10 protein-coding genes and 1 pseudogene are annotated in these 15,364 nt (G+C 59.0%); 3 read left to right on the top strand and 8 right to left on the bottom strand.

Going from position 1 to position 15,364, the window contains the following annotated elements; genetic code table 11:
- The first annotated feature begins 1,063 nt into the window (after window positions 1–1,063).
- The gene (locus THTE_RS00690) at window positions 1,064–1,444 is read left to right on the top strand and encodes an STAS domain-containing protein (RefSeq protein ID WP_095413619.1); all 381 of its coding nucleotides are present in this window, start codon (window positions 1,064–1,066) and stop codon (window positions 1,442–1,444) included.
- Between the two features lie 118 nt (window positions 1,445–1,562).
- On the opposite strand, the gene THTE_RS00685 is transcribed toward THTE_RS00690, so the two are convergent.
- The 8 genes and pseudogenes from THTE_RS00685 to THTE_RS00645 all read right to left on the bottom strand — a co-directional run bounded on the left by THTE_RS00685 (window position 1,563) and on the right by THTE_RS00645 (window position 11,666).
- Window positions 1,563–2,039 carry a YraN family protein gene (locus tag THTE_RS00685; RefSeq protein WP_095416713.1) on the bottom strand — a complete coding sequence of 159 codons (477 nt, stop codon included), beginning with the start codon at window positions 2,037–2,039 and terminating at the stop codon, window positions 1,563–1,565.
- A gap of 246 nt (window positions 2,040–2,285) precedes the next feature.
- A pseudogene (rplS, locus tag THTE_RS00680) lies at window positions 2,286–2,633 on the bottom strand (50S ribosomal protein L19); the annotation flags it as partial.
- Window positions 2,634–2,653: 20 nt separating this feature from the next.
- Window positions 2,654–3,475 carry a tRNA (guanosine(37)-N1)-methyltransferase TrmD gene (gene trmD, locus THTE_RS00675; RefSeq protein ID WP_095413617.1) on the bottom strand — a complete coding sequence of 274 codons (822 nt, stop codon included), beginning with the start codon at window positions 3,473–3,475 and terminating at the stop codon, window positions 2,654–2,656.
- Between the two features lie 3 nt (window positions 3,476–3,478).
- Window positions 3,479–3,907, bottom strand: coding sequence for a 30S ribosomal protein S16 (gene rpsP / locus THTE_RS18490; RefSeq protein WP_168175763.1), 429 nt, complete (start codon window positions 3,905–3,907; stop codon window positions 3,479–3,481).
- 458 nt (window positions 3,908–4,365) lie between these two features.
- Window positions 4,366–5,571 carry a hypothetical protein gene (locus THTE_RS00665; RefSeq protein ID WP_095413615.1) on the bottom strand — a complete coding sequence of 402 codons (1,206 nt, stop codon included), beginning with the start codon at window positions 5,569–5,571 and terminating at the stop codon, window positions 4,366–4,368.
- A 1,446-nt stretch (window positions 5,572–7,017) separates the two neighbouring features.
- Window positions 7,018–7,836, bottom strand: a complete 819-nt coding sequence (locus tag THTE_RS00655) for a phosphoribosylformylglycinamidine synthase subunit PurQ (RefSeq protein ID WP_095413613.1) — start codon at window positions 7,834–7,836, stop codon at window positions 7,018–7,020.
- 94 nt (window positions 7,837–7,930) lie between these two features.
- Window positions 7,931–10,837 carry a phosphoribosylformylglycinamidine synthase subunit PurL gene (gene purL, locus THTE_RS00650; protein ID WP_095413612.1) on the bottom strand — a complete coding sequence of 969 codons (2,907 nt, stop codon included), beginning with the start codon at window positions 10,835–10,837 and terminating at the stop codon, window positions 7,931–7,933.
- The gene (locus THTE_RS00645) at window positions 10,821–11,666 is read right to left on the bottom strand and encodes a prephenate dehydrogenase (RefSeq protein WP_095413611.1); all 846 of its coding nucleotides are present in this window, start codon (window positions 11,664–11,666) and stop codon (window positions 10,821–10,823) included. The genes purL and THTE_RS00645 overlap by 17 nt, the downstream gene beginning before the upstream one ends.
- 1,125 nt (window positions 11,667–12,791) lie before the next feature.
- Between THTE_RS00645 and THTE_RS00640 the strand changes: the two genes are divergently transcribed.
- Entirely contained in the window at window positions 12,792–14,069 is a 1,278-nt protein-coding gene (locus THTE_RS00640) for a glutamate-5-semialdehyde dehydrogenase (RefSeq protein ID WP_095413610.1), read from the top strand.
- A gap of 103 nt (window positions 14,070–14,172) precedes the next feature.
- Window positions 14,173–15,219: a flagellar motor switch protein FliM gene (fliM, locus tag THTE_RS00635; protein ID WP_095413609.1), complete on the top strand. Its 1,047-nt coding sequence runs from the start codon at window positions 14,173–14,175 to the stop codon at window positions 15,217–15,219.
- The last annotated feature ends 145 nt before the right edge of the window (window positions 15,220–15,364 follow it).

Raw genomic sequence — 15,364 nt, 5'->3', positions numbered from 1 at the left:
CATGCTGAGTCAGAGCCTGTCTTTTTGATCCTGGCAAAAACAATTCACTTCCGTGTTCCACCGAGAAAAGAACGAGTTCGTTCTCAGAACCCTGCATGCACGCCGGTGGCTATTGTAAGTTTGACACGTCCTCTCATCCACCTGTCATTGCCCTGACTCATCCCCTCTTTTCCCTCGCCCACGGGGGCGCGGACCTTCACAGGGGTTCGCGTGGGAGCGAAATACGACCCGGCGGGCACTGCTTGTCAGGTCCGCCTCGTGGAGGGTCCTGCTTGTCAGGTCCGCGGTTCCAACATGGATGATCCTCTGGCTTTCGCCGGGCACGACAAGCGTGCCCCTCCGAAAAAATTTCGGAGGGATCTGCCCGTCGGGTCCCCCTCTCGGAGGCACCCGTTCGTCAGGTCCGTCATTCACCGTTCGATCATCCATTGCCCTCCCGCCGGGGACTGAAGTCCCGCGTGGAAAGCGGGGCTAAAGCCCCGCACTCCATGGAGTGCGGCGATTCATCGCCGCTTTTCGGTGAAGGCTTTAGCCTTCACAACCTTCGCGCTTGCGGTTGTTTTGCCGAGATCACGAAAACGATTCCCGGGTAGGGGCAATTCATGAATTGCCCCTACGATACGTGGTGCCCGTGGGATGTCGTAGGGTTTTGTAAAAGTGGGGATAAGTCAGGTCGGTGCCGACCAACCCCAAACCGGAATGCTGCTCTGCTTGTTGGAATTGCTTGGCCTGGTTGTCGCGCACGCCCAGACCGATACCGTGAGTTGCTTCCAGCTTGAAGTGGTGCTTTGCGAGGTCTGCGTCTCGCTTCGCTGCAAAACCTTCTGTCAAGCCACTTGGTCCCCCGTTGTGGAAAACCGTTCGGAAGCGGCCTGCGAACATGGAATGAGTAGGCAATACAGGTAAGATTTCCCCCTCGGCCAGGTTATTGGCGCAGCGAGGCCCCAAGGCGAGAATAAATCTCCAGGACCAGCCGTTGAAGTTGCATCCTTGTCTTGGCAGCGGCTCCCGGGGGCTTGAGTCTTGTCCGTGTTGTTTGGTGGGAGGGAGAAAGGAGTCGGTCATGAACGCGCAGACGACGCTAGGCTGGGATCTGGAAGTCATGCGGGGAGAAGGCTGGCTTATCGTGCGGCCTGTTCCCCGCGGGGAAGGCACTTCGGAACTTGTCCCCTTGGCCGACGAGCTGTGTCAGTTGCTCGAACGCTGTTTGGTGAATCGGGTCATCCTCTGTCTGGATGGAATCCAGTTGTTGAACTCTTTTTTGATTGGCCAACTCGTGAAGTTGCAGAGGAACCTGGAAGCGCGAGGAGGACTCGTTCGCCTGTGCCACGTCTCCCCGAACAATCGCCGGGCCCTGGAAGTGACGGGGCTGATTCGGAGACTTCCCGTCTATGACGACGTGGAAACCGCCGTGATGGCCGGTTTTCCCCGCAAACCGCGCTGAAGGACCGGGATGAAAAGAGATTCCCAATCTGCAAGCGTTCCCGCAATTGAAGTGTTCTGCTACCGCCGGGTTTGCCCTTTGACCCCGGAACGCACAGCGGGGGAAAATTTTCGCTCCCTCAGTCGCAGCCGAACGCGGACTCCCAATGGGTGATTTTGGGAATGTCGATGTCGTTTTTCGGCCAGAGCACGGTGATCACATCGAACCGCATCGGTCGCCGTGGACCACCGTGTGACCTCAGGTACTGCAAAGCCGCCCGGATCACGCGACGCTGCTTGGCCGTCGTCACGGTTTCTGCAATATCAGGATCAGAGTCCAAACGGCGGGAACGCACTTCCACAAAGATCCACGTTTTCCCATCGGTGGCCACGATGTCCACTTCGCCAGAGCGGAACCGAACATTTCGCGCGAGGATTTGATAACCACGCTGAACAAGGAAGCGACAGGCGGCTGCCTCACTCACATCGCCCAGCATCCTGCGGGAATTCCGCGGAGGCCGATTGTGATTCACGCAATCGTAAGACTCGCGGCTTTCCCCCCATGATCCAGGGAGCTTTTCGCCCCAAAAAACAAATCGCGAGATGGTCAACGCCATCTCGCGGGTTATTCTTTTTAACCAAGACCAAAGCGAAAACTTTTCGTGCCGCTGTCGCTTTGCCATTCTTGGGTTGTCCGGGACCACGCGGACGTCTCCCACACCAATTCAGCGGTGTTTGTGGTCCGCCTGCCGGTTCGGTGCAGCCAGCGGTGATCACGCAGAGGTTGTCTGCTCCACGGGTTGACCGCCCCGCTTGGCCCAGTAGGCGCGTTCCCGATTGAACCGCTTTTGCATCTGATCGGGACGCCGTTCGCGCAGGCGCACGGCTTTGCCCACCCGATCGCGGAGGAAGTACAGTTTTGCGCGACGAACGATGGCCGTCCGCTTCACCTCGATTTTGGCGATTCGAGGGGAATGGAGCGGGAACTTTCGTTCCACACCTTCGCCCTGGACAATTCGCCGCACCGTGAACATTTCCCGCGTGCCACTTCCGCTGCGGGCGATGACCACACCGCTGAAGATCTGGATGCGCTCGTTGTTGCCTTCGATGATCCGGCAATGGACGTCCACGGTATCCCCCACTTCAAAATAGGGGATATCCGTTTTCAAGCAGGGTTGCTCAACCGCCTTTAACAGTTCACCTTTGTTCATGGCAGGCCTCTGATTTATGCTTAACTACCTTTTTCTGAATTCTTCTGGCTTTCTGTGGCACAGCTTTCAGCGTTTGAACCTCCGTCGCCACACCCGCCAAGCGAATTCTTGGAGGCTTTTTCGTCCTGTGTACTCTCTCCCGACCTGGGAGTCGTTGAATCCAGCAGATCACGCCGTCGTTCTTCGGTGCGGCGACGCCGATCCATCAGCCGCCACCGTTCGATTGCCCGGTGGTTGCCGCTGAGCAGCACAGCCGGGACTTCGTAACCCCGATAACACCTCGGCCGGGTGTACTGGGCGTGGTCCAGCAATCTTTCAGGACCGGAAAACGAGTCCTGGCGACTGCTTTCCTCGTCTCCCAGTACTCCGGGGACGAGACGGATCACGGCGTCGATCACCACCATGGCCGCCACCTCGCCCCCATTGAGCACGTAATCCCCGATGGAAATTTCATCGGGTTTCAAAATGAGTCGGATTCTTTCGTCAAACCCCTCGTACCGCCCGCATAAAAGCAACAGCCGCGGATACTGCGCCAGTTCCTCCACAATTGCCTGATTGAGTTTTCGTCCCTGGGGCGTCAGCATGACCAGGTGGCCCGGCTGATCGGCCATCGCCTGGACTGCCTCGACGCACTCGACAACGGGCGGCGCCATGAGCACCATTCCGGGTCCGCCGCCGAACGGCCGATCGTCCACCTTGTGGTGCTTCTTGTCGTGACTCCAATCGCGGATGTTATGGAGATGAATCTCCACCAGCCCCCGCTCGATCGCTTTTTTCAGGACGCTCTGCCCAAGGTAGCTGTGAAATATTTCCGGGAACAGCGTCAGAACATCAATCCGCATGGATCACTCAGCGGACGCCTCTTCAGCAGCTTCGGCCTCCGCAGCGCGGGCAGCCTCTTCCAGGGCTTTCTTGGCGGCCTTCTTCTGCTCCGCCAGGACCAATGCATGTTCCGCCGCTGCCTTGCGGGCTGCCTGCATCTGCCGCAACTTTTCCACGGCTTCCCGCTGCTTTTCCAGATGGGTACCGTTCGGACCGTATTTCTTCAGAAGGATTTTCACCTTTTCACTGGGCTGCGCACCCACACTCAACCAGTACTGAACCCGCTCGAAGTTGAGCGTGACCCGCGCGTCCGTCAACGGGATCATCGGGTCATACGTTCCCAGCACCTCGATCACCCGACCGTCCCTCGGCGCCCGCGCATCTGTGGCGCAGATGCGGAAGAACGGACGGTGCTTTCGGCCAAATCTTTTCATGCGAATACGAACGGCCACGGACTCACTCTCCCTCTCTAGCTTTAATTGTGTACGCGAGTTAGCCGCAATTTTTCGGTCTATGGATTGTGTCCACTATTGTGGCTGATGCCCCGCAGTCTTCCCTTCGGCTACCGGATCGGTCCCGCACCCGGCACGATAACGGGGGCGACATACGGGGAGGGCAAAAATTTAAGTGTGCCAGATGCGGCTGGTTCTTTCAATAGGGAGCCTACTTCGCCGATCCCCACTTTGGCATTGGAGGGGCAATTCATGAATTATCCCTACCGCAGTGGTGATTCGTGAATCGCCCCGACTAATGCCTGACCGGCTGGCTAATGGTTGGCGTGCTGTCGAAGGCGTGTTGCTGGAGTTTTTCGCCCTTGACTTCAACGCATTCCGGAAATCGCCATTGCCCAACTTTCATGCCGCGACAGCATGTGAAAACCGTTCGAGAAACACGGCGTTGCCCAATATCTTCACCGCCACACGGTGGGACTGTTCCACTCCATAAGGACCTTGGATGCCCCCTCTGCCGTCTGGGGATAGGCCACCTCGTTTTGGAGCACAGGCTTGGAATTCTGAAGCTCAGCCGACGTCCCGCCACACCCGCAATCCCCAGATTGCCGTCCTGGAGCGACCGAGACTCCCTGGGCGCTAAGCGGTGACACCATCGGCGACGGACGCCACCCAGAAACGTCCACCAGAGGGGGATTATACGGATCATATCGTGGACCATCCCCCGGCCCACCAGCGACGAGTTGTCCCGAATTGGATGGACTTCCGGCAGCGGAAGCCCCCACTTCAAGTGGGGACGCTGCCAACTGCTGGTAGATGGAAGATACCACACCCTGCGATGACCCTTTCGCCCGCCAGTCAGACGTGGTACCGCCAAGATTCGCCGCCACGAGTGTGGCTTCCGGTGCCGTCGGCATAGACACCGGGGCAAGCTGGGGAAAGCCCCGGGCAACCCAGTCCACCCAGCTTAACTGCAGCCGACCCAGGTCCTGGTACGGGTAATGCCTGGCCAGGGCAGCGTCCCAATTGTTGTCCTTGAGGCCATCTTCCAGGAACTGAATGAATTTGCGATGTCCCCCCTGCTGAATGAGAAACTCGGCGAGTGTGTACCCCTGGGCATAAAGCGGCATGATATCCTGGGGGTATTCTTCCATGGCGAACATGTGACGGAAGGGAATTCCCCGCCGGGTGCGGAGAAATTCGAGGAGCATGCGACGATGCTTTTCCCTTTCGCTGATGTGCTCCACCGTGGTGGCGGCTCCCTCGTCCGCCCAGCGGGGCAGCGGCTGGCGAAAGTGGCTGGCCAGGATCATATGGGTGATCTCGTGGGGAAGCACCGAGTCCAGGAGCCGTTCCCGGGACCCCTGGATCGTCATTTTCCAACCGTAAACTTCTCCCCGATCGAAAACGAACGTCGTGGCCCCCCCAGCTCCAAGGTTTGGTCCCACGTGGACCGTCACCGGGCACGGCCGAGACCAATCAGGCAGCGTGCGCCCCAGCCACAATTGCGCTAGCTCTTTTCGATATTTTTCCGCGGCTTCGCCAAGCTCCCGGGCAAGCTGGGGATCCTGGCAATGGATGATGAAATTAGGGGTGGGATAGGACGCTCCCGCCGCGGTGGCGACGACAAGAAGGGCGCAGGCAAGACGGGACAGTTGAGCTTCCATGCTCCACGGCTCTCCTTAAGAGGGAAGTCCATTTCCGTGTTGGGCGGAAAACCAGGGGATCAGAACCCGTCATCCAACGGGCGTCAGCACTCCCGCTATTTCCGCCAATCTCTGCCGTTTTTAACCGGCGCGTCCCGCCCAATCTAGCACGCCAGGCAAAATCCGCAAAGGGCAATTTTGCCCCTCTCTTTCGACCAATCCCTACTTTTGGGGAAACCTATTAGATTCCGCGGGCGCAATGTGCGGGTTGAGGGCGATTCGTGAATTGCCCCTACCGGGAGGAGCGCCTTCCACGGCGTCCAATGAACCCTCGGAGGGGCACGCTTGTCGTGCCCGGAGTAATTGAACGCGTCACGATTGGACACCGTAAACGCGTCTATCCATTACATGGATTGCAGGAACGGCTTCCACCACGGCCGGTACTCGGTTTACATTTGCATCAACGGTGAGATTGTGAAGGCTAAAGCCTTCACTAAAAAGCGGCGATAAATCGCCGCACTCCATAAATCGCCGCACTGTATGGAGTGCGGGGCTTTGGCCCCGCTTTCCGCGCGGGACTTCAGTCCCCGCTGCAGCGGAGCGGACGATCGAACGTTGAATGACGGACCCGACAAGCGGGTCTTTCCAAGAGGCGGCCCCGACAAGCGGGGCCCTCCGAAAAAACGGACCTGACAAGCAGGTCCCTCCGAGAGGTGTCCCCCCAAAATTCCGGAGGGGCACGCTTGTCGTGCCCGGTGAAGCGGCATGGGTCATCAATCGGTGTTCATCGGACCCGACAAGCGGGTCCCTCCGACATTGTAGGGGCAATTCATGAATTGCCCCTACCGGGAGGAGCGCCTTCCACGGCGTCCAATGAACCCTCGGAGGGGCACGCTTGTCGTGCCCGGAGTAATTGAACGCGTCACGATTGGACACCGTAAACGCGTCCATCCATTGCATGGATTGGAGGAACGGCTTCCACCCAACTGGTACTCCGTTTACATCTGGATCAACGGTGAGATTGTGAAGGCTAAAGCCTTCACTAAAAAGCGGCGATAAATCGCCGCACTGTATGGAGTGCGGGGCTTTAGCCCCGCTTTCGGCGCGGGACTTCAGTCCCCGCTGCAGCGGAGCGGACGATCGAACGTTGAATGACGGACCCGACAAGCGGGTCTTTCCGAGAGGCGGCCCCGACAAGCGGGGCCCTCCGAAAAAACGGACCTGACAAGCAGGTCCCTCCGACATTGTAGGGGCAATTCGTGAATTGCCCCTACCGGGAGGGGCGCCTTCCACGACGTGCAATGAACCCTCGGAGGGGCACGCTTGTCGTGCCCGGAGTAATTGAACGCGTCACGATTGGACACCGTAGACGCGTCTATCCATGGCGTGGATTGGAGGAACGGCTTCCACCCAACTGGTACTCCGTTTACATCTGGATTAACGGTGAGATTGTGAAGGCTAAAGCCTTCACTCAAAGTAACTGACGGCATTGCGAAAGATGATTAGACCGTGGGGAGGATCATACCGCTCGTCCCTGGTCCATCGAGGGTGATGGGTCACATCGATGAAACGCTCCGGATGGGGCATCAACCCAAAGATGCGTCCCGTCGCGTCGCACACTCCCGCCACATTTCCCATCGAGCCATTGGGATTCCAGGGGTAGGGCACCCTCATCTGCCACGGCTGCGAAGCGATGTTCTGGGCTGTTGTTGTACCGGCTGGACCTGGCATTTGGTAACACAGCGCCACGTGTCCCTGGCGAACCAACTGCTCGAGCCAATCCGCATCGCGGACGACGAATTTTCCCTCCGCGTGGGCCACGGGCAACTGGAGTTCCCGGATCCCGCGAAGGAAGACGCATCGGTCGCTGACAACGCTCAGGTACACCCAGCGATCCTCGTACCGCGCCGTGTCGTTCCATGTCAGGGTAGCCACAGGTTTACCGTCGGAATCCGGCGGAAGGATGATCCCCGCTTTGAGGAGCACCTGAAACCCGTTGCAGATCCCCAGGATCAGCCGATCGCGCTCGTGGAATTCCCGGATCGCAGCCAGCAGATGGTGCCGAATTTGAAGGGCCAGAATCCGGCCGGCGGCCACGTCATCTCCATAGCTGAAACCACCGGGCACGCAAAGAATCTGAAAATCCCGAAGGAGGGCCGGCCGTTCCAGCAGCCTGGCGATGTGCAGGCGTTCCGCAATCGCTCCCGCCTGTTCAAAGGCATAGGCGGTTTCAACGTCGCAATTTGTTCCCGGTGCTCGCAGCACCAAAACGCGTGGTTTTGCCATCGTTCCCGATTTTCACGTCACAACAGAATTGCTTTCAGTGAATGACTGCCATGCGGGTTGGCCGGTTCTGCCTGCTGGCCCCAACATGCGAAGGTCACCAGGCCAGCGGTTGTTTCCAGGCTCGTTTCAGGTTTTCAACCGCCGTGTCGATCAACGTTTGACCTCTCCACTTGACAACCAGGTGGGGTTTTTCCTGCACCGTGCCCAGTCGCGCGATTGGCAGTCCTGCAAATAAGCCTTCAAATGCGGAGGCCCGCTCCACAGGGACCTCACAGAGAAACCGCGAGTTGGACTCGCTGAACAATCGAACAACGGGTCCGAGGTCTGAACTTGCGCAGGGAACGGCGTCCAGGTCGATTTCGGCCCCGAATTCGCCGGCAAACGCCATCTCGGCAATTGCAACGGCCAGGCCGCCTTCACTCAGATCGTGGCATGCCCGGACGCACCCCGTCATGATGGCCCGGTGCATCGCTTCAAATACGCCTCGTGCCCGCTCTCCGTCCCACCGCGGAACGGTGCCGCCGGATAGTCCGTGGATTTCCGCCCAGTGAGAACCTCCCAACTCATCAGCCGTAGTGCCCACAATGTAGATCGCGTTGCCGGGCTGTTTCAAATCCATGGTGACACAGCGACGCACGTCGTCCACCTGGCCAAGTGCGCTGATGAGGAGTGACGGTGGAATGGTGATCGTTTCGGTTTCGCTGAGCCGAAACTCGTTGTTGAGGCTGTCCTTACCGCTGATGAAAGGCGTTCCCAGTGCTACTGCCACATCGTGGCACGCCAGCGCTGCCCGAACCAGCGAGCCGAGCACCTCCGGCCGATCGGTGTTTCCCCAGCAGAAATTATCGAGGATGGCGATGCGGCTGGGATCGGCGCCGACGGCGACACAGTTCCGCACTGCTTCGTCAATGGCGGCGGCCGCCATCCAGTAAGTATCGTAGTCGCCATACTTGGGATTCATCCCGCAGGCAATCACCAGGCCACGGTAGGAACTGAGAACAGGCCGGAGGACAGCGGCGTCGGACGGCCCATCGTTCCACCGTCCTACCAGCGGCTTGATCGCGCTGCCGCCCTGCACTTCGTGATCGTACTGACGGATGATCCACTCTTTGCTGCACACGTTGAGAGAGCCGAGGATCGCAATCAGGTCGGCCGTCCAGTTGATTTCACATTCCGGAGGCAGCACCATCGGGACGGTTGAGGCCGGTGCATAAACGGCCTCGCGAACCACGGCCGGCCGGCCCTTGTGGAGGAATTCCATGCTCAGGTCGGCGACCTGATGGCCCTGGTAACGGAGGACCAGGCGTCCTGTGGGAACGAACCGCCCAATGGCCGTGGCTTCGACGCCTTCGGAGGCGAAAAGCTCCTGGAGTTCCGGCCATTTCTCTTCCGGCACGGCCAGAACCATCCGCTCCTGAGCTTCAGAAATCCAGATTTCCGCGTAAGAAAGCCCTTCGTACTTAAGGGGAACGCGTTCGAGGTCCACCTCCGCCCCGATAGCGCGTCCCATTTCTCCCACCGCTGAAGAAAGCCCCCCGGCACCGCAGTCCGTCACGGCGTGGTACAGACCGCGATCGCGGGCCACAAGCAGGACGTCGAGGAGCATTTTTTCTGTAATCGCATTCCCGATTTGGACGGCGCCGCCGGAGAGAGTCTCACTTTCGGTGGTCAATTCGGCGGAACTGAACGTGGCACCGTGGATGCCGTCCCGCCCTGTCCGGCCGCCGACAAGCACAATCAAATCGCCTGGCTGGGCCGCCTTGTGGGCCTTGTCACGGGGAAGGAGCCCTACATTGCCGCAATAAACGAGCGGATTACCCAAATAGCGCCGGTCGAAATAAACCGCCCCGTTGACCGTGGGGATGCCCATCCGGTTTCCGTAATCACGGACACCCGCCACCACTCCCTTCATCACCCGTCGTGGGTGAAGCACCCCGGGGGGAAGCTCATCGTGGGAAATGTCCGGCGGGGCGAAGCAAAACACGTCGGTATTGCAGATCGGTTTGGCTCCCAGCCCCGTACCCATCGGATCGCGAATGACACCACCGATCCCGGTGTTGGCACCACCGTAGGGTTCCAGAGCCGAGGGATGATTATGCGTTTCCACTTTGAAAACCACATGGTAATCATCGTCGAACTTCACGACGCCCGCGTTGTCTTCGAAGACACTCACGCACCAGTCGCGATCGCCCAGCCGGCGGCGGATTTCGTGGGTGGCGGCAAAAATGGTCTCCTTGAGCATATTCTGAAACTGGATTTGCCGCTGCTCATCGCGATAAGAAATCTGCCCGGTGAGCGTCTTATGGCTGCAATGTTCACTCCAGGTTTGGGCCAGGGTTTCCAGTTCCACATCCGTGGGGTCCCGGCCGAGAGAGCGGTAAAAATCCCGAATGGTCCGCATCTCAACCAGGGATAAGAAAAGCTGGCCCTCGCGACTCAGTCGGAGCAGGGCCTGATCATCCATCTCCCGGAGCGGAACGGTGATCAGGCGGAATTCGTACGGTCGCCCCTGTTCCAGGGTACGGAATGGCAGTGGGCCGAAGATGACCTGTTCAATAGCGTCGTTGGCCAGGATTTTCTGACAGATGCGTCGCAAGTCATTGTGCGACAGTCCACTAAACCAGTATTTCCGAAACGTGCGTACCGCCCGGGCATGCCAGCCGAAGTCCTCGATGGCGGCGGCCGCACTCATCGCCACGGGATCCATGACACCGGGCTTGGGAAGCACATAGACGGGGTGCATATCGGGGCCGGGTGGCTCCAGCAAAACAGAATCCCCGGCTTGCCCGATCACGAACCGCTCCACCACCGGGTCGGCAAAAAGTTCCTCGGCCAGTCGCTGCACCTGGGCGTGGGTGAAATCACCTTCGACGAGGTAGCCACGACCGGCCGCCACCTGCCAGGCACCGTGAATCCCCAGGTCCAGTCCATCGTGACGCACCTGCTCTGCGACGACATCCGGTTGACCGGGGGCCGGATAGATATCAACCTCCCAAAGCATCGCGATTCTTTTTCCCTCGCGTCAAGATTTCCTCAACAACCTTTTCATTTCCATCTCGGAGAGCCTGGGCCGCCCGAAGCAGTTCCTGCGCCAGCGCCTGGCAGTTCTTCATGACATTGAGGCGGTTCTGCATAAGGATTTGCTTCCACAGCTCGATGTCTCCGGCCGCTATCCGTGTCGTATCGAGAAAGCCGGTTCCGGTGAACCGAAACCATTGCTCGGGCAACATTCCCGCCAAAAGCGATGCCACCAGATGGGGAAAGTGGCTGGTCATCCCGATGGCTTCGTCGTGTTCTTCCGGGGACATCCGCACGACGACCGATCCAAGACCGGTCCAGAATTCCTCCAGGGCATCGAAGTCTTCGGCACGGGTGTTGCGCGTGGGGGTGATGATCGTGACACGCCCCTCAAACAGTTCCGCGTCCGAATAACTGGGGCCGGTCTTTTCGCTCCCCGCCAGGGGATGGGACCCCAAAAAGCGGCAGCCTCGTGGCAAGTTGTTGTCAAGAGCTGCCACGATAGCGGCTTTGGTGCTGCCGGCGTCGGTAATCAGGGTCCCCTCGGGACAGTGTTCCGCGGCGCGACGTACCAACTCCGGGATGGTAGCCACCGGCGTGCAAACGACGACGAGGTCGGCTTCGGCCACACCCCGGGCCAGATCAATCGTCGTGTGCGTGACCGCGTTCACACGCCGGGCGGCGCGGAGCGTTGTTTGACGTCGGGCGATACCGATGACGTCATCGGCCAGCCGCCGTCGCAGCAGGGCCTGCCCGATGGAGGCCCCAATCAATCCCACCCCCACAATCGAAACTGTTTTCCAGCGTGCCATGACAATCCCCGCTCCATGAATGCGTGAACGCCCTATTTTAGCAGGTGATTCGTAACCAGTCGCCCCGGGGCTTTGAGTTTCGTTTCATATTTAAGCCCTTGCAGGGTGGTAACGATTGTGGGAACAGCCCACCAAATGGCTGACCATTCCCCACTTTTGCAAAAACCTGCGACATAGCTCGGCCTAAAGGCGTCGTAGGGGCAATTCATGAATTGCCCGTACCGGTGAATCCTTATGGTGTCCGCGAAATGGGAAACGTCCTTCGGAGGGGCACGCTTGTCGTGCCCGGTGATAGGGATGGATGATCAAACGTTAAACGGCGGACCTGACAAGCAGGTCCCTCCGACAGGTGTCCCCCAGAATTCCGGAGGGGCACGCTTGTCGTGCCCGGTGAAGCGGCATGGGTCATCAATCGGTGTTCATCGGACCTGACAGGCGGGTCCCTCCGACGTTGTAGGGGCAATTCATGAACGGCCCCTACCCGGGAATCGTTTTCGTGATCTCGGCAAAACAACCGCAAGCGCGAAGGTTGTGAAGGCTAAAGCCTTCACCGAAAAGCGGCGATGAATCGCCGCACTCCATGGAGTGCGGGGCTTTAGCACCGCTTTCGACGCGGGACTTCAGTCCCCGGCGGGATGGCAATGGATGATCGAACGAAGAATGACGGACCTGACAAGCAGGTCCCTCCGACAGGTGTCCCCCAGAATTCCGGAGGGGCACGCTTGTCGTGCCCGGTGAAGTGGCATGGGTCATCAATCGGTGTTCATCGGACCCGACAGGCGGGTCCCTCCGACGTTGTAGGGGCAATTCATGAATTGCCCCTACCGTTTAATCAGCGAAATGTGTAGCGGACCTGACAAGCAGATCCCTCCGACAGGTGGACGTGACACGCGGGTCCCTCCGGGTGGTATTTCGCTCCCACCAAACCCCTGTGGAGGTACGCATGCACGTTGCCAGAGGAAAAGTGGGGAAATGGGGATGACTCGGGCGAAACGTCGGTTGACGGCGAGGCCGGAAATCGGGATACTTCCTCAAGGGAATGTCTTGACAGATCGCCGTTAACCAGCCGTTTGAAAGCCGGTTGGGACGGACACACGCTCGCAACAGGAATAACTGCTCGCGACTATGGGTAACGAGAACGGGATTTTTGACCTTAAAGAATACTGCCTGGAAGTGGCCCGGCGTGCCAAGGCGGCGTCGGTTGAACTGGCGCGGCTCAGCGGTGCGATCAAGCAGCAGTGGCTGTCTCGCTGCGCGAAACTGATGAAAGAACGGATGGTCGCACTGACGGACGCCAATCATAAGGATCTCGCCGCTGCCCCGTCGTTTGGTTTGACAGACGCCCAGATCGACCGTCTCAAGCTGACGCCTTCCCGCATCGAGGCCATGGCCCGCGCTTTGGAAGAGATCGCCATGCTCCCGGAACCAATCGGGGAGGTGATCTGGTCTTCGGTGCGGCCGAACGGGTTGCTCGTGCAGAAAGTGCGGGTCCCGCTGGGGGTCATTTTCTTTATCTACGAGTCCCGGCCCAACGTGACCGCGGATGCGGCGGCGCTTTGTGTCAAAAGTGGGAATGCCGTCATCCTGCGTGGTGGGAAAGAGGCAGCCCATTCCAACCAGGCCATCGTGGACATCATGATGGAAGCCGGCGCGGACGTGGGTCTGCCGACCCATGCCATCCAACTCGTGGCAACGCCCGACCGCGAAGCGGTGGGACACTTCCTCAACCTTCCGGAATACATCGACCTGACCATTCCACGCGGCGGGGAAAGTCTCATCCGGCGGGTGACGGCAGAGGCCAAAATGCCGGTCATGAAGCACTTCGCCGGTAATTGCCACGTCTATGTGGATGCCAGCGCCGATCCGGATATGGCGGAACGGATCGTCGTCAACGCCAAGTGCCAGAGAATGGGCGTCTGCAACGCGGCCGAGTCACTCGTTTTCCACAAGGCTGTTGTCAGCACGCTCCTGCCCCGGATTCTTCAGGCGCTTGCCGAACGTGGTATTGAAATCCGGGGTGATGAAATCACCCGGCAATATTTTCCGGCTGCCAAACCCGCCACGGAAGACGATTATTACGCCGAGTACCTGGGCCCCATCATTTCGGTGAAGGTGGTCGAGGATCTGGACGCGGCGATCGAGCATATCAACAAATACAGCTCGAAACACACGGAGGCGATTGTGACGCGTGATCTGATCGCCGCCCAGGAGTTTACCAAAAGGATCGATAGCTCGGCCGTGATGGTCAATGCCAGCACGCGTTTCAATGACGGCGGCGAATTCGGATTGGGCGCGGAAATCGGAATCAGCACCGATAAGTTCCACGCGCGGGGTCCTTGCGGAATCAATGAACTGACCAGTTACAAGTACGTGGTCATCGGCAACGGTCAGGTGCGGGAATGACACACGCAGCGTCCTGCCGGGGTGGTGTTGCACCGGCTGAGGACTGCGTGCTGATGTTTCGTGACGGCATCTTCACACGGAGGTGTTGTTGGCGGAGGATCGCATGTCGTCCGACGAAGTTCTGACGCAGGCTGAAATCGAGAGTCTTCTCGCGTCGGTCGGAAAAGGTAAGCCCGCCGAGGCTCCCCGGGATGTCCCCACTGCGCCGGCGGCTTCTTCGCCACCACCGCCGGTCAAAAAATCTCGGGAAAAGATCATCCCCTACGATTTCAAGCGTCCGGAGCGGGTCGGCAAAGAGCAAATGCGATCGCTCCAAACGCTTCATGAGGGTTTCAGCCGCAATTTTGCCGCCGGGTTGTCCGCCATGCTCCGCTGCATGGTGGAAGTGAAGCTCACCAGCGTCGATCAATTGACCTATAGCGAATTCGTTTTCAGCCTCGACAATCCCACGTGCTTCAACCTCATTCGCGCGGAACCGCTGGAGGGACACTTCATTCTGGACATCAATCCGACCATCCTCTATCCGATGATTGATCGGTTGCTGGGGGGTGGTCGGGAACCCACACCGATCACCCGACGGCCGCTTTCCGAGATTGAACGGCGGCTCGTGGGACGAATCACTTCCCTTTTTCTGGAAGAATTGAAACGCGCTTGGGAAAATGTGCTCCCCCTGGAATTGAGCGTCGTCCGCGTGGAAAGCAACCCGCAGCTCGTTCAGATTGTGCCCCCCAACGAAGTGATTGTGCTGGTCAGCTTCGAACTCGCGCTGGGCGAAGTCCGCGGAATGGCTAATCTATGTATTCCGTACAACGCCATCGAGCCGATCGCCAATAAACTTTCCGCCAACAGTTGGGCCTCCTACGGAAAGCGCCAGGTCAGCCCCGACGCGACCGAGCGGATTGGTCGGGCTCTTCGCACTTCCACCGTGCAACTCGTTGTCCAACTGGCACGCACCACCATCACCACGCAGGACCTCATTGGTCTTCGGGTGGGCGACATCATCACCACCAAAAAAGATATCCACACGCCGCTGCTCGTTCGGGTGGAAGGTATCCCCAAGTTCCTTGCCCGGCCCGGTATTTTTAAGGGACACAAGGCCATCTGCATCGAGGATGTCATCTCCGATCCGGCGCAGGCGGTCGGCGAATAAGCTGGAGTGATAGAAAACCGCCGGACGATCAGTCAGCCCCGAGTCCATAGTCCTCTGCGGGCAATGGACACAGAACTTCGGTAGAATCCGCCGTTTGACCGCCCTTCCAACCGGGATGCCTGGAAGTTGTACTCCCAAGGCGCAC

It is taken from the genome of Thermogutta terrifontis, from assembly GCF_002277955.1.
Lineage (GTDB): Bacteria > Planctomycetota > Planctomycetia > Pirellulales > Thermoguttaceae > Thermogutta > Thermogutta terrifontis.
The sequence above is the reverse complement of the archived record's forward strand: the minus strand, read 5'-3'. Positions and strand labels throughout refer to the sequence as shown.